We start from the raw sequence: 26,023 nt of genomic DNA, 5'->3' as shown, positions 1-26,023 counted from the left end.
GATTAATTATTTATTGTCTTTTCGGTTAAATTGAAGTGCAGAAGCAAATAATTCGTTTTTAGCACTTCTCAATTCCGATAAACTGAATTCACTGGCCAGCGATTTAAGTTTATTGTTACTCTTGGTTATTAGGGTTTGTTCTTTTTTTGTTTCAGCATAAGCATAATGAATTTCCACAATCACCTGATTTTCTTGTTTTTTTGGTGATGATTTTAATTCTGGAACAAGGTTAATATTAAAATCAGCTTTGAAGCCGCTTACTTTTTGGATAGAAGCCATTCTGCTTGTCTCTTCAACAATTAGCTTAGAAGAGGATGGTAAATCATTTGATTTTACAGCTTTGTTCTTTGAAACCGTATTTTGCACCGGCTCCTTTTCATTAATTGTAGGTTGTAAACCTATTCTACTATTTTCAAAACTAAGCTGAGCATTGTTTAATTCAATTTTGGCTAAAGCTGGTTCTTCCGGCTGGTTATAATTATAAACCAGCCCGAATGATAGCGCCAATAAAATACTAATACTTGCAGCTATCATCCACGGGAAGCCCTTTTTTTGCTTTTTCCCTTTCATTTGGGATTGCACTTTGGCAAATGCATCGGCAGATACTGGTTCGCTATGGCGATCCAGTTTTTGCTTGAATAATTGATCTATTTTATGAGTTTCCATGACTTATTGCTATTTCTTGTTCCATAACCGCTAACTGCTTTTGCAAGTAAACTCTTGCTCTGCTAAGTTGCGATTTGGACGTGTTTTCATTAATATTTAACTGTTCGGCTATCTCCTTATGAGAATAACCTTCAATGGCATAGAGGTTAAAAACTGTTCTATATCCCACGGGTAGCTCACCTATCATTTGCATCAAATCTTCTGTCTGCAGGTGATCTTCCATTGCATCGTAATTTGGTAAATGATGTGCTTCTTCTATATCCATATTGAGTTGCATGTTTTTATGCTTCCGTAGATATTGAAGCGATTCATTTACCATGATGCGCTTCATCCAACCTTCAAAATTGCCTTCACCTGTATATTGCTCAATGCGCTCGAATATTTTAGTGAAAGCTGTGATCATCACACCTTCTGCTTCTAATACGTCTTTTACATATCTTCTGCAAATGCCTAACATCCTTCCGGAGTATTTATCAAACAAGGCGCGCTGTGCGCTTGCTTTCTGCTTAATGCATCCTGCTATTAAGTCTTCTTCCGTTTTAGATTTGTTGATAAACACTTTCATTTTTGCTGGTTACATCAAGAAGATGCAGTAAGTTTCAAATCGGTTGCGTGGGTTGATAAAGTTTTTTGAAAATTATTGAAATTATCGCTTTGCTATTCATTTAAGTCCTTTTTTAACAGATTTTTATTTTAAGCTAATTTGGAAAAGTGTTCATTTTAAGGTGCGCTCATGTAAATACTCTATTAAATTTCGAATGAATTCCTTAGCTTACTTTTCAAAACAAAAATTCTGTTCCTATGAAGAAAATATTTCTATTGATGTTGATGGCCTTTGTTTCTGCTGAAACATTTGCTCAAGGTACTATGCTTTTGCGACAACCTACCTTATCGACTGAGCATGTCGTATTTGTTTATGCTAATGATTTATGGAAAGCTCCGCTTAAAGGAGGTGATGCTGTACGTTTAACTACTTATGAAGGCTATGAATCAGCACCTCATTTTTCTGACGATGGAAAATGGATCGCCTTTACGGCTCAGTATGATGGTAATATTGATGTTTATGTAATTCCTGTTGACGGAGGTACCCCTAAGCGACTAACCTATCACCCTGGTGGAGATTTTGTTCAAGGCTGGACTCCGGAAGGTGATATTCTATTCCGAAGCGGCAGGAAGGCACATCCTACTAAATCTTCTCAGTTATACACTGTTTCCAGAAACGGTAGTTTCCCCAAGCCACTAATTGATATCAGAGCAGCTTATGGAGAAGTTTCTCCCGATGGAAAGTATCTAGCCTATACACCTATCACTTCATGGGATCCTGAATGGAGAAATTATAGAGGAGGTCAAGCCATGCCAATTTGGATCCTGAATTTAGAAAACCAGGAGTTAATCAGAACACCACAACTGGATCAAGAGCGACATTTAGATCCGGTGTGGGTGGGGCAAAAGGTTTATTACTTATCAGAAAGGGATTATGTGAGCAATATATGGAGTTATGACATAGCTACTCAAAAGGAAGAACAACTTACCTTTCATAAAAAATTTGATGTTAAAAGTTTAGATGCTTTTGGAGATCAAATTGCATTTGAACAGGGCGGTTATCTGCATTTATTAAATACCAACGACAAGTCTGCAGAACAATTAGATATCAGTGTAAAGGGGGATTTGAACTTCAGTAGAGAAAGATGGGAAGATGTTAGCGCTGGAAACGTGCGCAATCCTAACCTGTCTCCGAATGGTAAAAGAGCTATTTTTGAATATAGAGGAGATATTTTCACGTTCCCGAAGGAGGAGGGAAGCTGGCGTAATATTTCGCAAAGTAGTGGAGTGGCTGACCGATCTCCTATTTGGTCGCCTAGGGGTGAGAAAATTGCTTGGTTTTCCGATACAAGCGGTGAATATAAACTGGTAGTAGCCAATCAATTTGGCGAAGAGCAAAAATCTTATCCATTAGAAAATCCGACTTTCTATTTCACTCCAGATTGGTCTCCAGATGGAAAAATGATAACCTATACTGACACAGACTATAACATTTGGTATATCAATTTGGAAAATGGTCAAATTAAAAAGGTAGACACTGATGGCTATGCTCATCCCAATAGAACTTTGAATCCTCATTGGTCACCAGATAGTCGATATATTACCTATGAAAAACAGCAGAATAGTCATTTTAAAGCTATTTTTATTTATGACACCCAATCCGGTCGAAGTCATCAGGTTTCTGATCCTTTGGCAGACGCAACTTCTCCACAATGGGATCAGTCAGGTGAATATCTATATTTCTTGGCAAGCACTGATTACGGCTTGAATTCAGGATGGCTAGATATGAGCTCCTATGATCCTTCCGTCACCAGAAGTCTTTATGCAATTGTGCTAAGTGCAGATGGGCAGGCTCCAAATTTGCCGAAGAGTGATGAAGAGGAGCTGAAGAAGGAAGACGATAAGTCTAAGGAAAAGAAAGATAGCAAGGATAAAAAAGAAGAAGCTAAGGCTGTAAAGATTGATTTTACTAACATTCAAAACAGAGTGGTTTCCTTAGAATTACCTGAGCGGAATTACCAGTTTATTAAGTCTTCGCAGGAACATCAATTGTACATAGCGGAATCTATCCCAAATCAGCAAGGACTGAAAGTACATAGCTATGATGTGAAAAAGGAAAAGGCAGAAGATTTTGAAGAGGGGGTAAGTCAGATGATTTTATCCAAAAATGGGAATTTTACACTTTTTCAAAAAGGCGGTAGCTGGAGTATTACCGATACAAAAGGCAAACCTAAGCCGGAAGATAAACTATCAGTTTCTGCTCAAATGAAAGTGAATCCAAAAGCGGAATATGCTCAAATCTTCAAAGAAGGATGGCGTTTTATGCGTGATTTCTTGTATGTCGATAATGTGCATGGAGCTCCGTGGGATAAAGTCTACAGCTGGTATCAGCCTTGGGTGAAGCATGTGCACCATAGAACAGATTTAAATTATTTGGTAGATATTTTAAGTGGGGAAGTGGCTATTGGCCATTCTTATGTGTCTGGTGGAGATATGCCGGATGTGGAAAGAGTACCTGTTGGGCTTTTAGGGGCTGATTTCGAAATCGAAAATGGGTATTATAAAATCACTAAGATTTATGATGGTGAGCACTGGAATCCAGATATTGATGCTCCTCTTGGATTAACGGGACAGAAAATAAAAGAAGGAGATTTTGTACTGGAAGTCAATGGTAGTGAGATAACAGCTAATGATAATATTTATGAGCATTTTGCACAAACTGCTGGTAGAACTGTATCTCTGATGGTGAATAATACTGCTTCAAAATCAGGTGCGCAAAGAGTTTACGTTAAACCAGTGAGCAATGAATATCGACTGAGGTATATTGACTGGGTTGAAGGAAACAGAAGGAAAGTTGATGAAATGTCCAATGGGAAACTGGCTTATGTGTACATTCCCAACACCAGCGGACCTGGTTTTACCAGTTTCAATCGGTACTATTTTGCACAGCAAGATAAAAAAGGAGTGATCTTAGATGAAAGAAATAATGGAGGAGGCTCTGCTGCAGATTATATGATTGACATTATGACGCGTGAGCCAATCGGATATTTCAATAGTAAAGCGGGGGATAATAGACCTTGGACCTCGCCAATTGCTGGTATTTGGGGACCAAAAGTGATGATCATAAATGAAAGAGCAGGTTCTGGTGGCGATTTGTTACCCTACATGTTCAAAGAAAAAGAGATCGGTACATTAGTTGGAACTCGCACTTGGGGTGGATTGGTAGGAACTTGGGATACGCCTCAGTTCATAGATGGCGGACGAATGGTAGCCCCAAGAGGTGGTTTTTATGATACGGACGGAGAATGGGCAGTAGAAGGAGAGGGAGTAGCGCCTGATGTGGAAGTAATTGATGATCCAAAAATGGCGTTGCAAGGGAAAGATGCGCAATTGCAAAGAGCAGTTGAAGAGGCCCTAAGATTATTAGAAACGGAAGAATTTGAAATGCAGCCTGAACCGGAAGCTCCTATAAGATGGAAAAGACCGGAAGGTTATGATAATGATAATTAGTAATTTATAATTACGAATTGCGGTAGCTATAAAAGGCTATCGCAATTCGTATATTTTTTGGGCTATTTTCACCGACTCAATTCCGCCACTCACCTAGATTTTGCTTTTTCTTGCCTATTAACACCAGTATGTAATTCTTTAGGATAGTATGTTTGTTTTATCATTTAAAGCACTCATTAACAAACATGGAAAACAAGGAAAGATACAAAGGCAAAAACAACTTCTCTTTTGGACTACTCTTATTAGTCATCGGAAGTATATTATTATTGGACAGAATGGATATTATTGAGTTCAGCTGGATTTTTAGTTGGCCATTCATTTTGATTGGAGTGGGGATTTTCTCCATTGTCCGCCACGGGCTGAAAAATAGTTTCGGTATTATCATGCTATTGGTAGGTAGTTTTTTCTTGATTAGACGTGAGAATCTAATTCCTACAGAGTATTATGACTTGCTGCTTCCGGCTGGGATAATAATTGTCGGTTTGTACCTGATTGTAAGCAGAAGATCTTCTAAGATTGGTAATAGCACTGGAGAATCGGAAGAGACTTTTACTGAGAATATCGGTGTTTCTGATGCTAAGATTGTGGAGAGCGATTATATCAAAGCAGAAGCAGTATTTGCATCCGTTCAAAGGAGGTTGATTTCGAAGGATTTTAAAGGAGGTAAAATTACTACTGCCTTTGGGGGAGCAGATATTGATTTATCGAAAGCTGAAATACATGAAAGTGCTGTCCTAGATGTGGAGGTAATCTTCGGTGGACTCAAATTGATAATTCCACCTCACTGGGAGATTCAAGCTGATGTAAGCAATGTTTTTTCTGGAATTGAAGATAAGAGAGCCTTTCCATCAGGAGATGGTGCAGATAGAAAAATTTTGTATATCAAAGGTTCTGTTAGTTTTGGAGGATTAGAATTCAAATCCTACTAAATTTAACGATGTTTTTGCAATACATTAGGCAACAAGAAAATGCGTGGATCAAGCTGATCGGTATTTTAATACTTTGGATTAGCTTATGCACGATCTTGCTGGTGCAGTACGGGCTAAGTCTCTCTTCTGGCTTAATTGATGCTACAGCATACACGCTGATGGTATTGCTGGGGTTTATGCTCCTTGAGAACATATTTAGGTTTTATCTTCCTAGTAAAAGCAATTTTTTTTTAGTATTCTTTTTACCATTCATACTGACCGTAATTGTGCTGTATGCTGGAGATTTATTATTCAATTGGGTGTTGCCCGGCAGCATGAAAGATGATAATTTTATTTCAGATAGCTTTGCAGTACGTGGTTTCATACTCTTTCTAATATTCACCTCTTATTCACTGATGTTAAATTTTCAAGGAAAAATCGAGGAGCAGTCAGAAGTAGAAGAAAGGGAGGTGAAAATGCAACAGATGGCCAAAGAAGCCGAATTGTATCAGCTCCGCCAGCAATTACAGCCTCATTTTCTATTCAATAGCTTAAATTCTATAAGTGCATTAGTTAGATCACAACCAGATCAAGCGAGACAGATGGTTTTACAGTTGTCTGATTTCCTTAGAGGAACCATTGGAACAGAGTCGAGCAAATGGATTGCTGTTAAAGAAGAGATTGACTTTTTAAAGCTATTCACAAACATAGAAAAAGTGCGTTTTGGACATCGCTTGAACGTTGATTTTTCGATTGATCAAGACATCAGTGATTTAAAACTACCACATTTAATGATACAACCATTGGTGGAAAATGCAATCAAGCATGGCCTTTATGGCTTAACGGGGGAAGTGAGTATTGCCATTCAGTTTCAAAAAAGAGGTAAAAATCTCCAAGTAGTGGTACGTAATCCTTTCGATCGAAAAGCAGGGCAAGCGAAAGGAGCAGGTTTCGGATTGGAGGCGGTCAATAGAAGGCTTTTTCTTATTTTTGGTCGCTATGACTTATTAAAAACTAATTCAAATGAATCCGAATTCTCAGTTGAACTTTTAATTCCTCAGCTAGCATGATAAAAACTATAATAATTGATGATGAACCATTGGCAGCTGGATTAGTCCAAGAGTTTTTGGCTGGGCATAAGGATTTTGACTTAGTATCAGTTTGTCATGACGGATTTGAAGGGCTAAAAGCTATTCAGAAATACGAACCAGATCTTATCTTTTTAGATGTCCAAATGCCTAAAATAAATGGGTTTGAAATGCTTGAGTTAGTGGAGAATATTCCTGCTGTAATATTTACTACTGCTTTTGATGAATACGCCCTTAAAGCTTTTGAAGTAAATGCCATAGATTATTTGCTTAAGCCTTTTTCCCAGGAGCGATTTGATAAAGCCATAGAAAAATATCGACAGAGTGGCTTAGCTCAAAATATAAAGGAATTGCTAGATAATGAATCCTCCCCGATAAAGGAATATTTAAGTAGGGTGGTTTTGAAAGATAGAAATGATATCAAGATTCTTCCAACTGAAGAAATCAACTACTTAGAGGCCAATGATGATTATGTTAATATCTATGCTCAAGAAGGTAAATTTCTCAAAAATAAAACATTAAGCTATTTTGAAAAGCATCTTGATTCTACAGTTTTTGTACGGGTTCATCGTTCTTATTTAGTGAAAATTTCAGAAATCACGAAAATAGAAGTATACAAAAAAGATAGTCATATTCTGATTTTGAAATGCGGTGAGCAGATTCCTGTTAGCAAAACGGGATATCCTAAATTGAAGAGCGCTTTGGGAATATAATCTAGTACTTTTTGATTACTCCGTGGCGAAAACTGTATTGGTTTAAATGTCCTCCTGGACTTTTTATAATACATAATGGCAGGTTAGCCACCTGCCATTAGAATTCTAATAATATTAGATTAAAGTAAAGTAGTAGGGGAAACATATTCGGATACTCGAATATTGGTTTCCTTTATTCCCTTAAAACCGTCACTAACATCAACAAAATTGTCCCAGCCTCTGGCTTTTAAAATCGAACCTGCCAACATGCTTCTGTAACCACCCTCACAATGTAAAATAAAGGGTTTGTCTTTAGGTAATTGCGCTAGATGTTGATTTATTTGGTTGAGCGGAATATTAATTGCTCCGATAACATGTTCAGCGTCATATTCACTTTTCTTTCTGACATCTATGATAATGGGAGAACTATTCATTTTTCTGTCTAATTCTTTAGCATCAATGCGATTTATTTTATCTATCTCTTTATGAGCATATTTCCAACTATTAAAACCTCTATCAAGATAACCAATGGTGTGATCGTAGCCAACCCGCGAAAGTCTAATCATTGCTTGTTCTTCTGTCCCTTCTTCTGATACTAAAAGTATTTTTTGCTTTATGTCAGGGATCATTTCTCCTACCCACATGGCAAAACTTCCGTCTAGACTAATATTAATGCTGTTAGGGATAAAACCTTTAGCGAAATCTTCTGAACTTCTCGTATCCAAAACTAATGCGCCTGTTTCGTTAGCTGCTGCCTCAAAAGCTGCTGGGCTCAAAGGTCTTTTTGCTTTGGAAAGTACAGTATCAAGGGCTTCATATCCTTTAATATTCATCATTACATTTTTTGGAAAATAGCCAGGGGGAGAAGTCAATCCTGTCAATAATTTTTCAATGAATTCAGCTTTTTCCATCGGTTGTAGGGCGTAGTTGGTTGCTTTTTGATGACCTAAAGTATCTTTTGTTTCTTTACTCATCATTTTGCCGCAAGCACTGCCAGCACCATGATTAGGATATACGATCAGATGGTCATCTAAAGGAAGGATTTTCTCATGCAATGAATCATACAGCAATCCTGCTAATTTTTCCTCTGTTAGATCTTCTGCAACATGTTGTGCTAGATCTGGTCGGCCTACATCTCCAATAAACAAGGTGTCTCCTGTAATGATACCATGATCATGTCCTTTTTCATCTATTAGCAAGTAGGTGGTACTTTCCATTGTGTGACCAGGGGTATGCAATACTTTTACTTTACAATTCCCAACTTCAAAGATATCTTTATCTGCTGCCACATAGGCTTCAAACTCTGGTTTAGCTGTAGGCCCATAAACTATTGTTGCACCTGTTTTTTTTGCTAGGTCTAAATGACCACTGACAAAGTCTGCATGAAAGTGCGTTTCAAAGACATACTTGATTTTTGCTTTATCTTTGTTGGCTCTGTCAATGTAGGACTGTACTTCTCGTAAAGGATCGAAAATTGCGGCTTCTCCATTATTTTCGATATAATATGCTGCGTGAGCTAGGCATCCAGTGTAGATTTGTTCGATTTTCATGGCTTTTCAAAATTTTATTATATATAATATTACGAACTGATAATCAGTATGTTAGTAACATTTATTACTTTTTTTGAGACCAATGATTTCAATCAGTAATATCTATGATTTTTATCACATAATTAGTGTTTTTCAGCATAAATAAATGGCGAAAGCATTAGAGCTAAATACCAGAAAATAATTCAAATGATTCCATATAATCAGGAATAAAAACATTCTTGGCACCTTGTTCCTCCAGTTTAGTTTTCAGGACATCCATTGCTTCTGGCTCTCCATGAACCAAGAATGTGAGTTTTAAAGCATCCACAAATGTAGCGTACCAATCAAGGAGTTCTGTTTGATCTGCATGAGCTGATAGCCCGTCTATTTTAGTAAAGTTACATTTAATAGGAACTTCCTCGCCATAAATTTTCACGCTTTCTTTGCCTTCTAGAATATCCCTCCCACGTGTACCGACCGCTTGAAATCCAACCATTAAAAGTAGGTCGTTTTCATTTCCCAGCCTTTTAAATAGATGGCTTAATATTCTGCCCCCGGTGAGCATTCCGCTAGCAGAAATAATGATCGCTCGATCTTTTAACTCATCTAGTGCTTTTGAATGTTGATGCTCCCTTACATAATGGAAGTTTTTGTCTTCAAAAATGCTTTTATCTTCTAAGCGGTGTTGTTCGGTATATTTCTTATACAAATGTGTAACACTGATGGCCATTGGACTATCTATGTAGACAGGTAAATGTGGTATTTGACCAGTTTTCATCAACTCATGCACGTAGAATAGAAGGTTCTGGGTTCTACCGACAGTAAAAGCCGGAATCATGATAACGCCATCATTCATATGTTCTAAAATATGCTTTTTAAGCTCATCTTGAACTTTAGCAACATCATTTAGTCGATCGCCATATGTGGATTCCAAAAATACCACATCTGCATGCTTGAATAAAGTAGGAGGGAAGAGTACAGGATCAGAATTCCGTCCTAAATCTCCACTGAAGATGATGTTTTTTCTTTGATTATCTCCTTGTAAGATTATTTCTACAGAAGCTGCGCCTAAGATATGACCAGCAGGGTAAAACTTTACTTGGATGTTTTCTGTAAGGTCAAATGATTTTTCAAATGATTTTGGAATGATAGTCTTTAAGGATGCTTCTGCATCTTTTTGACCGTAAAGTGCCAAAGGATTTTTGTGTTTAGAATAGCCTTTTTGCTTTGCGAATTCAGCTTCTTCCTCCTGTAGCTTGGCTGAGTCCATCCACATTATTTCCAAGAGATCAGCTGTTCCTTCTGTGCAATAGACATTTTTCTTATAACCTTGTTTCACCAATCTTGGGACGTAACCCGAATGATCTAAATGGGCATGGGTTAGAATTATTGCATCAATTTCATTTACATCAATTGGAAATTCTTCCCAATTTCGCAGTCTCAATTTCTTCAGCCCTTGGAATAGCCCGCAATCTATCAATAATCGATAATTATCAACCTCCAATAGAAATTTTGAGCCTGTTACTGACTGTGCTCCACCTAGAAATTTCACTCTTACATCCATAGAAAATTGTTATGCCATCTAAGATGCAAAAAAATAGTAGAATTACAGTGCTATTAGATTTATTTCAAGCCATGCCCAAAAAGCATGGCTTGAAATTAGAGTGTTTTAGTCAGCAGATACTTTTGCCCCACTACTGCTATTACTTTCTAAGCGAGGGCGTCCTTGGTAGGTTACTTTTGCTGCACTGCTGGCACTTGCATCGAGATAAGCAGTAACATGAACTTCTGCTTTAGAAGCACTGGAAGCATCCACTTCTGCATTTCTAACGATCAAATCAAAGCCCTCTAATCTGGCGGCACTACTGATATCTAAATTCATATTATCAGCTCTACCTTTGATTTTTACCTTTGAAGCGCTGGATACATCTAAGTTTAAATCATTGTAATTGACATCTGCATAAAGTCTGGCAGCAGACCCAATTTGAATGTTCAACTTATCCCCTTTAAAACCTAATAAGTGCGTTTGAGCAGCAGAAGATAACTCTAGCTCCTCTAGCTTGGGCATTGTGATGATGCATTTTACCTTGGGTAAACTGCCTTCCCAATCCCAAGTATCAGGAGAGAATAAATTCCAATCCCATTCCTCACTTTCAAAGTAGATCTTGAGCCTTTCATTTTTCACCTCAAAGCGGACGTCTTGTAGATCTTCCTGTTCGTCTGCCACTAATTGGAAGTCATAACCGTTTCCTTGTCTGATTTCAACAAAGATGCCGGTGGCAGCTGAAACTTTACTAAAATCAACAATGTCATAAGTTCGCACATAGGCGTCACTTTCAAAGTCGAAGGGTGTGGCAAAAAACCGATCTGACTCTGTCCGATTAGAAATAATGTTACTACTACTCTCTGATTTTTTTTCTGTACAAGTCAAACAATTCAAACCTTCATTTTCTTCAAAAGTCCAACGATTGTTATGAATTTGCCCAACTGTGTAGCCATTAATATAGATGGTATTTCGTAAAATGTGGCGCATTTTTCGATCCATCTCAAATTCTTGACCATAAGGAACATAAAGAATCATATTAAGACTTTGCGCTCTAAAGGCTGCATTTTCCAGGAAGCGAATATTTGAATCAAAGTGTAGAATGCTATCATTTTTCAATGCCACATTATGATATGTCATTTTTGCATTTTTCTCTGCATCAATTCTGCTACTGCCTTGAGCTTTATACCGTTTTTCTAATTTAATCTTATCGCCTTCATATCCTCTAATTTTTAGATTGGTAACATCATAGTCTTCAAAGCCTACTTCATTGAGCGTAAGAACTGCAATCTTATCTTGCAGTTCATATTCATAAGTTTCTACAACTTCTCCATCATTTCTGAAATTCATAGCTGTAGTTGGAATTAGGATGGCAGCACCTATTAAACTCAAGAACCAAACAGCTAATAATGAAAAAGCAACGGTTCTGTTCATCAACCACTTACGAGCCATTACGCTGATTCCAGATACCATGATGAAAAGGGCAGGAATGATTAAAAACAAGAAGCTAATGAGCACTAGTTCCAATGAAAATGTATTGGCTATTAATTCATTCGGGATATCAAAGAAATTGATATTAGCTGATTCAAACCATATTCCTTGCGATACGAATAGTAAAATAATAAACGTAACACCTAGTGCTAGACCCAATAAACTGAGTACAATTCCTAAAATTATTCTTGCAGCTTCTACAATGAAATTCAATATGGGACCTAGCGCTTTAGCTAGTCCATTTAAAACGATAGCGATTAATCTAAAGGGAAATAATAAGATTTTTACTAAAGTAGTTTCCTCACCATTCTCAACCTTCAAACTGCTTTTAATATTCTTCTCAATATTGCTGAGCGTTATAGGAGTTCCCTCCATTTGCATTTTCTCGGTCACAGTTTTGGCGGTTGGTGTAATAAACCAAAGTACTAAGTATATAATCAGACCAGCACCACCAGGAATCAGTAGTAATACAAACAATACTCTGATAACTGCTACATCTGTTCCAAAATAAGCTGCTAAACCGCGAGCAACACCTCCAATTACTTTATTTTCTTGACTTCTATATAGTTTCTTGATCTTTTCATCCTCTTTCAAATTAGGATTCGCAGGCAAGAATATCCACATAACGATATAGGCAATCAAAATAATTGCTGAGGTAGGATGTAATGGAAATAATCCCAAAAAGCCTAGAATGAACAGTAATCTGACCCATAATACATCGATATTAAAGTAATGCCCCAAACCAGCGGCAACACCCCCGAAAATATATCGCTTAGTGTCTCTATATAATTTTTTGGTTCCGCTTGGCTGTTGAGTTTTGTAGCTTTCTTCTGTTTTTTCCTCATATGCTTCTTCAGTTGCTTCTGCTTTTTGGAAGTCTTCTATACTACCTAAAGCAACCATTAGAGCGTTCACATCTTCTAGTTCAATGACTTGTTTGTCATCTTTTAGTTTGGCTAGGAAGATTTCAGCTATACGATTTTCAATATCGCTGATGATTTCCTGACTGTCTTTGAAATCAGAAAAATAGCGGTTGATGGCATCCAGATAGTTTTTAAGCTTGTCAAAGCCATCTTCCTCTATATGGAATATTATGCCTCCTATATTTATACTTATATTCTTTTTCATTGCTTTAAAATTAAGATTTTTTAGATTAATGTTAATGAGAAATGTTGAGCCATTTAGTTACCTTCTTGAGATTCTTGCTTGGCTACTTTTAATTGCTCATCAGTCTTTTTTTTGATTTTTTTGGCTGATTTATTAATCTCAATCCAAGTTTCATCCAATGCCTTAATGGTATTTTGCCCACTATCAGTTAATTGATACTGTTTTTTAGGCAAGCCACTTTGGGCTTCGCTCCATTCATATTGAACTAAATTTTCTTGTTTTAATCGCATCAAAAGTGGATATATAATTCCTTCAACTTTGATGAGGTCTACTTCCAGTAATTCGTCAATAATGTCAGAGGCATATACTTCTCCTCTTCTTAAAATCTGCATCACACAATATTCCAGAACCCCAGTCCGTAATTGTGTTTTTATCTTTTCTGCTATCATAGAATTATCCTTTAATGATGATTAATTATTGGCTGCTATACCAATCCTTTTCATACTATGCCAAGATTAATACCATTTAAAATCAAAAATGAAAGATAGAGAGTCAATGATGCTAAAAATGTACGTTTAAATGCAGTGAGTAAAACTTTTTATTTTTCAGGAGCTAGATGCCAGCATTTCTATTTTAGATAGATTTGTACGTTAGAGGTCAATTTTTTGAGGAAAGCGTACGATTATGAACAGCTCTAAATTTCTACCTTAGGATAATTTGATTAATTTAAGAAACTATTAGAAATGATCGTTGAAGACAATTTTTTAATAGGATATTTATTAATTTTGATAATTGTTTAAGTTAGACTGAATTAATGCAAAAACTGCTTTCCATTTTTTTGTTTCTGGTACTTTCATTTGAGCTTTCAGCACAAGTGTCCAAGCCGAAATATGCCAATGAGTTTCTGGCAATAGGAGTGGGAGCTCGCGCTTTTGCTTTAGGCGGTGCAACAGTTGCCTCTGTTGACGGGGCTTCAGCTGGATATTGGAATCCAGCGAAATTAACAAGCTTGAAATCTGATCACTCGCTAGATTTAATGCATGCTGAATACTTTGCTGGAATTGCTGCTTACGACTATATTGGCTTTGCAACTTCTATAGATGCAGATAGTAAAATGGGCTTTTCTTTGATCAGGTTTGGAGTGGATGATATACCAGATACTCGCTATCTTTATGATGCAAATGGAGCTTTAAATTATGATAACATCCGTTTCTTCTCCGCAGCTGATTACGCTTTCCAGTTTTCGTATGCGCGTGATTTAAAATTTTTGGATGGATTATCATTTGGCGCTAATGCAAAAGTGATTCATAGAACTGTCGGGGAGTTTGCTAAAGCTTGGGGTTTTGGTTTTGATTTAGGCACTCACTATAAATGGAAGAACTTGGATGTTGCTTTAGTAGCTAGAGACGTGACTGGCACCTTTACCACCTGGTATCATAATATAACTCTTATTGAAGATATTTATACGCAAACCAATAATGAAATTCCTGAAAATACAACCGAAATGGCTGTTCCACGATTAGTATTTGGAACAGCATACACACAAGAATTGCCTTATAAATTTTCCCTTATGGCGGAGGTAAATTTTGACGCCACTTTCGATGGTCAACGAAATACCTATATCAGCGAAGATCAATTCTCTATAGATCCTAGAGCTGGGCTTGAGTTAGCTTACGATAATATGGCTTTTTTAAGATTTGGAGGAAATAATCTTCAAAAAATAAAGAATTTTAATGGAAGTGAACGATGGAATGGGCAAGCTAATATTGGAGTAGGTTTTAAATATAAAGCACTTCAAATTGATTACGCCTTTACTGATTTAGGAAATAGTTCTGAATCACTTTATTCTCATGTATTCACTATGATTTTTAATTGGAATGCGAAAAAATAGCATTTTATTTTTCATATCGCTTTACATTTTTTGTCATACTCTTTGGGCACAGAACCCTCAGTCTTGGATAAATTTCAATCAATCGTATTTTAAAATTTCAGTAGGGACTAATGCTGCTTTTGAATTAGATTATAATGATCTATTGGAAGTAGGTGTTCCTTTATCAACAATAGATGCCCGAGCAATAAGAATGTATCATAGAGGGCAGGAAATTGCTATTAGGATAGTTGGGCAAAATGATGGCAGGATTGATCAAGGAGATGCCATTCAATTTTTGGGCAAATCGAACGATGGAGTTTCTGATACTCCCCTTTATCAAGATCCTAATCACCAGCCTCATCAGTTTTATAATCTTTTTTCAGATACCACTGCTTATTTCTTGACGTGGAGGTCTGATGGCACTTTAGGTAAAAGAATGATCGAAAGAAATATCATTAATAATACACAGAATCTGCCAGAGGAGGAATCTGTTCAACAATCGATATTACAACTTTTTACTAATAATGGAGACAGAGGTCAGCGCTATAATCCACAAGATGATATCTACAATTCTGCTTTTGATTTAGGTGAAGCTTGGACAGGGTCTGCTTTTACAAATGCTACAAATTTCACTGTAAGCAACATAAGGCAAATAAATCAGTCATCACCGGTTCCTAATCTAGAAGTATTAATTCAAGGTAGAAATATGCGACCGCATCAAACGGAGATATTGGTTGGTCCAACAGAGAGTAATTTACGAGCAGTTGGTATAGTTAATTTTGATAATTACGAATTTCAGGTTTTCAATATAGATTTAGAATGGACTGATGTAAATAATAATGGAAGTTTAGTGGTTCGTCTTAACCCTCAGGCTGAAGGGCCGGATAGAATTTCTGCTTCTTACATAAAATTGGATTATCAAAGAACAACCAATGTTGACAATGAAGCAGGAAATCGATTTATCTTAAATGAGAATCCTACTGGATCTTCTTTTTTAAGGTTTCTCAATACCAACAGCACTGCAAGACTATATCGAATCGACAATTTTAATGAACCTGAATTTTTGAGTACCAACAGAATAGGGGCAGAAATCAATACAGTGATTGAAAATACCTTTAATGAAACTGAACTATATCTTCAAAATCAGAACTTTATTAGTCCAAAAATAGAAAAAATTACTTTCAGAAATTTAAATAATGTCGATCCGGATTATGTAGTGATTAGTCATGCTGAATTAATGAAAGCAAGTGGTGAATATACTAACCCAGTGAGGGCATATACCACCTACAGAGCATCTGTGCAGGGCGGAGGTTACGACACCTTGACTGTAGACGTTTTGAGGCTTTACAATCAATTTAACTATGGCGAAATCTCTCCCTTGGCTATTTATCGATTTACGGAATTTTTAGTACAGAATACCAAGACTGAAATGGTCTTTCTTATGGGTAAGGGAATGAACTGGTATCATGACTACCATCGAAGAACGGAGCTTACCGATAATTTATATCGAGAATTTGTCCCCACTGCTGGCTCTCCCGGTTCTGATATTCTTTATGGTTTTAACCTTTCGGAAAATAATAGGGCATCTATATCATTTGGGCGTTTAAATGCACACAATAGTCAAATTGTGGCGAACTATCTCGATAAAATAAAAGAGATGGAATCTAAACCCTTTGATGATTTAAGGAGAAAGCATTTTTTAAATTTAAGTGGAGGGATCTCTTTTTTCGAAGTCAATCGATTTATCAACTATATAAATGAGTTTGCTGATTTCGAAACCAGTCCGTATATAGGTGGGGATTTTTCTAACCTGACGAAAGAAACCACTCAAGTAGTCGAGTTTATTAATGTTGCTGATCAAGTCAATCAGGGATTAAATCTTATTACATTTTTTGGACACTCCAGTCCCAATACTGCAGATATTGACATAGGGCAAGTATCTGATGAGAGTTTAGGCTACAATAATCAAGGTAAATACCCATTTATATTAATTAATGGCTGTGATGCTGGTGCTTTTTACCAAATAGCCAAAAGTGCTGATACCTTCGGAGAGAACTGGGTAAATACCGCAAATAAAGGTGCAACTGGTGTTTTAGCTCATTCATATTTAGGGTTTTCCAATGAATTAAAACGTTATAGCGATGTTTTTTATGCAAAAGCCTACGGTGATTCTAGTTTGATAAGTAAGCCAATTGGGCTTGTTCATAGAGAAATCACTAATCATTACCTGTCTATTTTTGGCAGCAATCCAGCACCTTTATATCTATCGCAAGCGCAGCAAATGAATTTGATGTGTGATCCTGCTTACAGACTTTTTCCTGCTGAAAATCCCGATTATGAAATAACGGATGAATCCTTGGAAGTGGTTTCGTTGGATGGAGGAGAAATCGATGCACTAACTCCTGAATTTGGCATTGATGTGATCATTAAAAACTATGGGATAACCAATGAAGATTCGATCGGTATTTTAATCAAAAGGACATTGCCTAATAGTGAAATTATTTTACAAGATACACAATATGTATCAGCTGTACATTTTCAGGATACTGCCAGAGTTAGCGTTATTAATGATAGGCCTGAGAGCTTTGGACAAAATATTTTTGAGGTGATTATAGATCCTGCAGGAAATATTGAAGAGATAAATGAAAATAATAATACAGCACAAATTGAATTTTTTATATCATTAGGAACAACTTTGAATTTATATCCATACAATGAGGGGATCGTTAATACTCAAAATCTAACTCTAACAGCTCAATCTATTGATTTGAAATCCTCGGCCAGAGATTTTCTTTTACAATTGGATACCATAAGAAGCTTTGATAGCCCATTTTTGAAATCAGAAACCATCACTGCAAGAGTTATAGCAAAGTGGGAGATTGATTTGATGAACCAGGATGAGCAAGTTTATTATTGGAGGTCAAAATTTGCAAATCCACAAGCAGGAGAGTTGGATGAATGGACCACCACTAGTTTTGTATATGATGCTACACTGAAACAAGGATGGAAACAAAATAGTGAAGATCAAATTCAACAGAATGATATTGAAGGCTTAACAATAGCTAATGAATGGAGTTTTGAAGAAAATATTTTGAATCTTGAAGTAGCAGCACCCGGTAATAGCGAAAATAGCTCTATTAGCATAAGAATTAATGGGAATCAATACGCTACTTCTGGTAGTCAATTAGGTCCTTGCGCTGTTAATACGCTCAATTTAGTGGCATTTGATAAATCTTCTGCAGTTCCTTTTGTAATTCTTTCAAATGGAGATTTTGATATCTTGGATCCCTTATCGTGCGGGATCAGACCTCAAGTCATCAATCAAATTAGAAACACTCAATTAAATCAGCCAGAGCAATATTTTAAGAAGTACTACGATGAACTACCTGAGGATGATTTTGTCTTATTAACTTCTTATGACAGCGTAGCTTGGAATGTTTTAAGAGGCAATAATAGAGCGGAGCTACTAGACTTAGGGGCCTCAGCGGCTGCACTAGATAATTTACAAAATGGAGAGCCTTATATTTTACTTGGAAGAAAAGGGGCAGGAGCAGGTAATGGTACTGAAATTGTTGCAGATGAATCATCGGCAACGCCCACAAAAGAGCAGACTTTAACCTTAAATGAAGAGCTCATTGCACGCTTTGAATCAGGCACTGTCATTTCCAGAACTATTGGTCCTGCTAAATCTTGGACTTCGGTCAATGCTGATTTTACTAATGTAGAAGTTTCTGATAATATCCGCTTAGATATTTTTGGAATTGACACCCTTAATAATCAGACTTTATTGATTTCGGATGCAAATTTCCCATCAGATATTTCAACTATAGATGCTGAGCTTTATCCCCAACTAAAGTTGAGAGTAACTTTATCAGATCCCGATAATCTAACACCAGCGCAGCTATTGGCTTGGCAGGTGATTTATGATGAAGTTCCTGATGCGGTATTGATTCCTGCCGAAGAAAATGACGAAACCGCAGTCGAATTGGCAGAAGGAGAAACGTACGCCAAAAGTTTTCAAGTTTTCAATGTAACACCTAATCCATTCGATCAACCAATAAGCTACAGACGCCAGTTGTTCAACAGAGAAAACCGATCGTTTTTTAATGAAGATTTTCAAATGGCACCTTTATCAGCAGAAAGTGATACTACTTTTTCTATTGCAGTGGATACTCGAGGAAAAGTAGGTGAAAATGATTTAATTTTGAATTTCAATCCAGATAAAGCATCCGCCGAGCAGCGGTTTACTAATAATTTAATAAACTATAATCGTTTATTTATAGTAAAAGAGGATTCACTTCCACCTTTAGTGGAGGTCACATTTGATGGAATCTCCATTTTAGATGGAGATATTGTCTCTCCAAGACCTTACATTCAGATCACACTTAAAGACGAAAATAGATTAATTAATAAAACGGATACGACTGGAATTGAAATTCAGTTGAGAAGAGACTGTGAAGAGTGTGTAAGTGAACGAATATCCTTTTCCAACTCAAATGTAGAGTGGATTCCGGCAAGTCAGGACAACCCTTTTACTGTTAATTATCAACCGGTAGGGCTAGAAGACGGAAATTTTCAACTGAGTGTGCAAGCAACAGATGCCAGTGAAAATTCGGCAGGGGAGGAGCCGTATAAAGTTCGATTTGAAGTAGTAAATGCTTCAACTATTACCAACTTTTATCCTTATCCAAATCCTTTTTCCACCAGTACACGATTTGTTTTTACCTTAACGGGTACTGATTTACCTCAGGAAATTAAAATTCAGATTTTGACAGTGACCGGCCGTGTGGTCAGAGAAATCTTGCAAGATGAGATTGGCCCTATCCATATTGGAAATAACATCACAGATTACGCCTGGGATGGCAAAGATGAATTTGGCGACAAACTGGCAAATGGCGTTTATCTCTATCGAGTGCTTGTCAGGAAGGATGGTGCATTCATGGAGCAAAGAGCGACTGCAGGCGATAAGGCTTTTACCAAGGGATATGGGAAGTTATATATTTTAAGATGAGGGGCTTTGACCTATCTAAACAAACAAAAAGATTTTAGTATAAACTGAGCTGAATCTAATAAAATATTCAAGAGTTATAGAAGTTTAAGTTCTTTGAGCTTTTTACTTGTCTCTTAACTCATTTTATCCAAATTAGAGATTTAGAGAGTTTGAGGTGAGCTTGAGCATTACCTTCCTTTGCCATCGTACATAAAAAAGGCTAGCCAATATTGGCTAGCCTTTTTTATGATTTTGTGTCGTCCTGCATTTTATTCTTTAATAAACTTCAACAGCATCTGTTTGCCGTTTGAGCTGATCTTAAGCATATAAACGCCAGCCTCAAGATCCGATACATCTACCTCCTGTTCATATCCACCATAATTAATGGTTTTCTGAAGTCTTCCAGCGATATCCGTAATTCGGATCAAAGCATCTTTCGACATATTTACGGGCTGAATGAATAGAGTGTTTTGAACCGGGTTAGGATAAATCTTACCAAGTATTTCATCTGAATTAGAAAGTGGTTCTTCTTCAACATTTGTCACTGTGATGCTAATAGCTTTTGTTGTAGAGAATCCCTCTCCATTAGTAGCAATTAGATCCACTTGATACACATTGTCCGCATTAGCATCAGCGGGTGCTTCGAAGTCAGGTGCAGTTTTAAAGCTAATGGCATCACTTGATATGTTGAATAAGGCCCCATCTTTATTGCTATCTAAACTAAATGATGCAGCTACATCAGTAGTGGCCGTATAGACCGTTCCTGTTACATTTTCTTCTACTGATACGGAAGCAGATGAAGTGATAGTTGGTCCTGATTCATCTACGTCAGTTACAGTAATGCTAATTGCTTTTGTAGTACTATTTTCGTCCCCATCAGTAGCGATCAAATCCAAGAGGTAAATATTGTCCCCATTGGCATCTAAAGGAGTTTCAAAGTCTGGCGCACTATCGAAGCTGATGACTCCGTTTGAAATACTAAATTGCGCTTCATCCTTACTGTCTCCCAAGCTAAAGGTTGCAGTAACATCAGCTGTGGCGGTATAGACTGTGCCCGTCACATTTTCTTCTACTGTTGCTGTCGCTGGTGAAGTAATAACGGGGCCTGCTTCATCAACATCTGTTACAGTAATGCTAATTGCTTTTGTGGTACTGTTTTCGTCCCCATCAGTAGCGATCAAATCCAAGAGATAAATATTGTCCCCATTGGCATCTAAAGGAGTTTCAAAGTCTGGCGCACTATCGAAGCTGATGGCTCCGTTTGTAATACTAAATTGCGCTTCATCTTTGCTGTCTCCTAAGCTAAAGGTTGCAGTAACATCAGCTGTGGCAGTATAGACCGTGCCCGTCACATTTTCTTCCACTGTTGCGGTAGCTGGTGAAGTGATAACAGGACCTCCTTCATCAACATCTGTTACTGTAATGCTTATAGCTTTTGTGGTGCTGTTGTCGTCACCATCAGTAGCGATCAGATCTAACAGATAAATATTATCCCCATTGGTATCTAAAGGTGCTTCAAAGTCTGGCGCACTATCGAAGCTGATGGCTCCATTTGAAATACTAAATCGCGCTTCATCCTTGCTGTCTCCTAAGCTAAAGGTGGCAGCTATATCAGCGGTGGCAGTATAGACTGTGCCCGTCACATTTTCTGCCACTGTTGCAGTAGCTGGTGAAGTGATAACAGGGCCTGCTTCAACCACATCGGTTACAGTTACCGCTACTTCCTTAGTAGAAGAATTGCCATTATTATCCGTGGCGATTAAATCTATAAGGTATTCATTATCCGCGTTGGCATCTAGCGGGGTTTCAAAATCTGGTGCACTAGTAAAGCTTATAGCATCGGTTGATAAGGTGAATAATGCTTCATCCTTGCTGCTTCCGAAACTGTAAGTAACAGCTTCGTCTGCAGTGGCTGTATAGATCGTGCCTGTTGTATTTTCAGGTACTGAAGCAGTAGCTCCCGAAGTGATAGTAGGATCAACATCGTCTACGTTAGTAACTGTGATAGCTACTGGCTCTGTAACTACATTATTAGCTTGGTCCGTGGCAATTAGATCTATTAAATACACATTATCAGTATTGGCATCTTGTGGGTTTTCAAAATCAGCTGCATTTAGAAAACTGAGTTGACCTCCGTTTATTTTGAAAAATTCTTCGTCTTTGGAAGTGCCTAAAGTAAATGTTACCTGTTTGTCAGCAGTGGCTGTATAGAAACTGCTCGTTACGTTTTCCTCCACTGAAGCAGTAGGTGCTGAAGTAATATTAGGCTCAATGAAATCAGTTACGTTTCTATACAATTTAGAGATATTGATACCAGCATTGTTTCTTCCTGTAATCAATACATCTATTAAGCCATCACTATCCACATCTGCTAATGATATATTGCCTTGAAAGGCACCATCAAATGGTAAATTGGTTACTTCTGTAAAATTACCACTTCCATCATTGATATATAGCTTAGTGATATACTCACCTGAACTATTTTCTCCTGAAATGATGATATCATTGCCATCCACTCCATCTATATCTGCAATAGCTACTGAACCATTATCTACAACTTCGAAGGGAGTCCCACCAACTTCTGTGAAAGTAGGATTTCCAACAGTACCATTATTAGCATAAAGCTTAGTTACAGGATCACCAGAACCATCAGTTCCAGTAATCAATACATCAAGACCACTATTACCAACTACATCTCCAACTGCAATCGCACTGTTTTTCACTGGTTCAAAAGGAGTTCCAGTGTCTAACGAAAAGCCACCGCTTCCATTATTTATGTAGAGTTCAGTGGTTTCCGTTCCGGTAGAATTCTCACCAGAAATGATAAGGTCAGGGCCATTTTCACCATCCATATCGGCAAAGGCTGTTGAGCTTTTCGTGATGTCGGTGAAAGTTCCTGCTGCCGAATAATCTCCAAGACCATCTCTTGTATATAGTTCAGTCACAGGACTAGCAGCGTTGTTTTGACCTGTGATGACCACATCTAGACCATTCACACCATCTACATCTGCAAACGAAATAGATCCGAATCCAAGACCTGTAAAAGGGGCTCCTGTTTCTTCAGTAAAAACACCACTTCCATTATTTGTGTAGAATTTTGTTAAATAATTAAAAGGGAAAGGGTTGGTAACGCCAGTAATTATAACATCAGGACCGTTTATACCATCCACATCTGCAAATGCTACGTCACTATCTCCAACTCCAGTGAATGGAGTACCTGTTACTTCCACAAAGCTTCCATTTCCATCGTTGGTATACAATTTAGCTACTGAAACATTATCCTTGTTGCGGCCGGTAATTAAGACGTCTTGCGAACCGTTTCCATCGATATCGGCAAAGTCTGCTGCACTTAAGCGAACTCCAATAAAAGGAGTTCCCGTGGCTAATGTAAATGCTCCAGCACCGTCATTACCAAATATTTCAGTGATAGGATTTCCATCACTTTTACGACCTGAGATTACCAAGTCTTGATCATTATCGCCATCTAGGTCTAAAAGGGCCACAGCGCCTCTAAACACATTTGTAAAAGCTGTTCCACTTTCTAAAGTAAAATTTCCAGCTCCATCATTGATATAAAGTTTGCTAACAGGGGAGCTACCGCCTGTAGAAGAACCTGTTAGTAGTACATCTGACCCGTTTTGACCATCGACATCGGCAATCGCAAAAGAGCTGAATCCTAAGGCATCGATAGTTGTAGACATTTCTGTAAAGGTAGCATTTCCACTTACTATCTCATTAGTGTATAGTTTAGTTATGGGGTTACCTGAACTATTGAAGCCTGAAATCAATAAATCATGAGTGTTATCTCCATTCAAATCAGCGAATGCAACATCACTATCTTCCACACCCACAAAAGTGGTACCAGTGAGTTTGGTGAAATCCGCATTTCCATCGTTCAGATAAATTTCAGTTACAGGTGCATTTGACAAGTTTTCATCTCCTGTAATCACTAAGTCTACATCACCATCGCCATCAATGTCAGCGGCATCAACGGCTCCTCTATTTACTGCAGCTAAAACTGCGATATTCGCTGCGTTTACATTGCTGAAATTTCCGTCTCCATCATTGATGTAAAGACTTTTTGTCTGGTTTCCCCCTGCACTTATACCAGTGACTAAAACATCAGGGCCATTTTGTCCATCGAAATCAGCAAAAGTAATAGCACTTTGTGCTACTCCAAAAATAGCGATACTTCCCTCATCGATGAAATTGGCGTTGCCATCATTAGTGTATAGTTTTGCTATGCGATTAGTACCATCAAATCCGGTTATAAGTACATCTTGTGTTCCATTTAAGTCAATATCGGCAAAAGCTACTGATCCTTGTGTTACCCCTACGAAAGGAGTACCGATCTTTTCAGAGTAGTTGCCACTTCCATCATTGATATAAAGTTTGGCTATAGGCTCATCTGCATTATTGCTTCCTGTAACTAAAACATCAAGCCCATTGATACCGTCAACATCTGCATATGCAATCGATCCCTGATCTACTTCAGAAAATACTGGGATAATCTGAGGAGCTGGGGCGGGTGGGAGAACCTGCTTAAAGTTTATTTGAGCCATGGCCGAAATTGAGCTTAAAAGCAACAGTAAAAATAATTTCAGTGTTTTCATATGTTCAATAAATGTAAATTTTAGAATCGTTTAATTTCTTCTTTTTCTACGAAGCGTCTTTTTGCTTCTATAAGTTATACTTTTGTAAGCATGAAGATAAAAAAATATTACCTTATTATATAATTAAAACTTAGGTAAAGTCTTACATGGACGGCTTCTTTGCAAGTAATTAGGTTTTTAGGAGTTGTTTTTCTGTCTTTGATAGTTGCCTTAGCCTAAAAAGTTGAACAGTATTCAATAGATTTAATATATTGCAAAGGAAAGGATTTCACTTAGTTTGATAGAATGATACTCCTTATATAAATAATCGAAGCTTTCTAGCAACTATTTTATATTAGTTAGGAGCAAATTTTTAAGGCATTATGAGGAGGACTTTAAACCTTTCTCACAATATTCAACAAGTAAATCAGTTTATTAAATTTAATTTAGTAGTTTAAATTCTGTTTAATCTAATCTTGAACCTCAAAATATTATGACAAAACTATTATCCTTAAGCATTATTGCACTTATTTCTGTGAGCACTGCATTAGCTCAAGATATTCAATTCTATACCACTGATGAAGGTGATAAACACATCTGGGGAGAATTCCCAATAGACTATCTTAAAGAAGATACTACTTACTCCACTTGGTTTAAGAGTAACTATGATACTTTAAAATTGGAGAAAACAGATTTCGAATGGGCGAAAAATCTCCAAGATAAAGAAGTAGATATTTACTTAGGGACTTGGTGCGGAGATAGTCAAGAATGGGTTCCTCAGTTTTTAAAGCTTTGGGATGAATTGGGATTAAGGCGAGACCAATTAAGGTTTACTGCACTTTATGGTTCAGGAGATGATTATAAACAGGGTCCTAAGCGAGAAGAAAAGGGATTAAATATTCACAGAGTTCCCACTTTCATATTTAAAGAGGGAGGAAAGGAATACGCTCGGATAGTCGAATCTCCCAGTACAGATATGCTAACCGATGTAGCCCAAATTGCCTTAGGCTACCCTTCTGCTCCCAATTATGCAGGAGCCAATTATCTGCTTCAAATATTTGATAGTATGACGATGGAAGAAGTGTATGAAAATATTCAAAGTATATACAGCACGGTATATTATAAGGTAGGGCGTTATGTGGAGTTAAATACGCTAGGACGAGTGCTTTCCACTTCTGATAGAAAAAAAGAGGCGCTATTAGTATTTCAATTTAATACTTACTATTACCCAGGAAATTGGTGGACGCATAAAACTTACGCAGAGCTTTTGACAGAAATGGAGAATTATTCAGAAGCTATTAAAGCGTATGAAAAGGCTATTTCGCTTAATTCTGAAAATGAAGAGCTCAAGGCGGAATTGGATCGATTGCAAAAACTGACGCCTGAAAAAGTAGGGGAAGAAGAAGGAAAAGGAAAGGCTTCGAGTTCTAATTAAATTAAACTAATCCTTTCCAAAGTTCTAGACTTTGGAAAGGATTAGTTTTGCAAAATCTT

Annotated in this window: 14 protein-coding genes; 7 read left to right on the top strand and 7 right to left on the bottom strand. The window is 37.3% G+C overall.

What is annotated here, in order from left to right:
- Positions 1-6 precede the first annotated feature (6 nt).
- On the bottom strand, positions 7-666 hold the full coding sequence (locus B9Y84_RS13400) for a hypothetical protein (protein WP_085517890.1): 660 nt from the start codon (positions 664-666) through the stop codon (positions 7-9).
- Complete coding sequence (locus B9Y84_RS13395; protein WP_085517889.1) at positions 653-1,231, bottom strand: RNA polymerase sigma factor; 579 nt, start codon at positions 1,229-1,231, stop codon at positions 653-655. The genes B9Y84_RS13400 and B9Y84_RS13395 overlap by 14 nt, the downstream gene beginning before the upstream one ends.
- 236 nt (positions 1,232-1,467) lie before the next feature.
- Between B9Y84_RS13395 and B9Y84_RS13390 the strand changes: the two genes are divergently transcribed.
- From B9Y84_RS13390 to B9Y84_RS13375, 4 genes are all read left to right on the top strand, one after another.
- A complete protein-coding gene (locus tag B9Y84_RS13390; RefSeq protein ID WP_085517888.1) occupies positions 1,468-4,719 on the top strand; it encodes a S41 family peptidase in 3,252 nt (1,083 codons plus the stop codon).
- Positions 4,720-4,904: 185 nt separating this feature from the next.
- A complete protein-coding gene (locus B9Y84_RS13385; RefSeq protein ID WP_085517887.1) occupies positions 4,905-5,648 on the top strand; it encodes a LiaF transmembrane domain-containing protein in 744 nt (247 codons plus the stop codon).
- An 8-nt stretch (positions 5,649-5,656) separates the two neighbouring features.
- Positions 5,657-6,697, top strand: a complete 1,041-nt coding sequence (locus tag B9Y84_RS13380; protein ID WP_085517886.1) for a sensor histidine kinase — start codon at positions 5,657-5,659, stop codon at positions 6,695-6,697.
- Positions 6,694-7,428, top strand: coding sequence for a LytR/AlgR family response regulator transcription factor (locus tag B9Y84_RS13375; protein ID WP_085517885.1), 735 nt, complete (start codon positions 6,694-6,696; stop codon positions 7,426-7,428). The genes B9Y84_RS13380 and B9Y84_RS13375 overlap by 4 nt, the downstream gene beginning before the upstream one ends.
- A 119-nt stretch (positions 7,429-7,547) precedes the next feature.
- On the opposite strand, the gene B9Y84_RS13370 is transcribed toward B9Y84_RS13375, so the two are convergent.
- From B9Y84_RS13370 to B9Y84_RS13355, 4 genes are all read right to left on the bottom strand, one after another.
- On the bottom strand, positions 7,548-8,957 hold the full coding sequence (locus B9Y84_RS13370) for an MBL fold metallo-hydrolase (protein WP_085517884.1): 1,410 nt from the start codon (positions 8,955-8,957) through the stop codon (positions 7,548-7,550).
- A gap of 163 nt (positions 8,958-9,120) precedes the next feature.
- Positions 9,121-10,500, bottom strand: a complete 1,380-nt coding sequence (locus tag B9Y84_RS13365; protein ID WP_085517883.1) for an MBL fold metallo-hydrolase RNA specificity domain-containing protein — start codon at positions 10,498-10,500, stop codon at positions 9,121-9,123.
- 105 nt (positions 10,501-10,605) lie between these two features.
- Positions 10,606-13,098, bottom strand: a complete 2,493-nt coding sequence (locus B9Y84_RS13360) for a PspC domain-containing protein (protein ID WP_085517882.1) — start codon at positions 13,096-13,098, stop codon at positions 10,606-10,608.
- A gap of 53 nt (positions 13,099-13,151) precedes the next feature.
- Positions 13,152-13,526 carry a PadR family transcriptional regulator gene (locus tag B9Y84_RS13355; protein ID WP_085517881.1) on the bottom strand — a complete coding sequence of 125 codons (375 nt, stop codon included), beginning with the start codon at positions 13,524-13,526 and terminating at the stop codon, positions 13,152-13,154.
- A 365-nt stretch (positions 13,527-13,891) separates the two neighbouring features.
- Between B9Y84_RS13355 and B9Y84_RS13350 the strand changes: the two genes are divergently transcribed.
- Together B9Y84_RS13350 and porU2 are read left to right on the top strand one after the other, a co-directional pair.
- On the top strand, positions 13,892-14,968 hold the full coding sequence (locus tag B9Y84_RS13350) for a putative type IX sorting system protein PorV2 (RefSeq protein WP_085517880.1): 1,077 nt from the start codon (positions 13,892-13,894) through the stop codon (positions 14,966-14,968).
- Positions 14,955-19,958: a putative type IX secretion system sortase PorU2 gene (porU2, locus tag B9Y84_RS13345; protein WP_085517879.1), complete on the top strand. Its 5,004-nt coding sequence runs from the start codon at positions 14,955-14,957 to the stop codon at positions 19,956-19,958. Before B9Y84_RS13350 ends, porU2 begins: the two co-directional genes overlap by 14 nt.
- A gap of 248 nt (positions 19,959-20,206) precedes the next feature.
- On the opposite strand, the gene B9Y84_RS13340 is transcribed toward porU2, so the two are convergent.
- A complete protein-coding gene (locus B9Y84_RS13340) occupies positions 20,207-24,550 on the bottom strand; it encodes a T9SS type A sorting domain-containing protein (protein WP_085517878.1) in 4,344 nt (1,447 codons plus the stop codon).
- Between the two features lie 472 nt (positions 24,551-25,022).
- Between B9Y84_RS13340 and B9Y84_RS13335 the strand changes: the two genes are divergently transcribed.
- Positions 25,023-25,964, top strand: a complete 942-nt coding sequence (locus B9Y84_RS13335) for a hypothetical protein (RefSeq protein ID WP_085517877.1) — start codon at positions 25,023-25,025, stop codon at positions 25,962-25,964.
- The last annotated feature ends 59 nt before the right edge of the window (positions 25,965-26,023 follow it).

Origin of the sequence: Marivirga sericea, assembly GCF_900177665.1 — a bacterium.
Taxonomy (GTDB): domain Bacteria; phylum Bacteroidota; class Bacteroidia; order Cytophagales; family Cyclobacteriaceae; genus Marivirga; species Marivirga sericea.
Note: the sequence above shows the minus strand (reverse complement) of the source record. Positions and strands in the feature narration are given on the sequence as shown.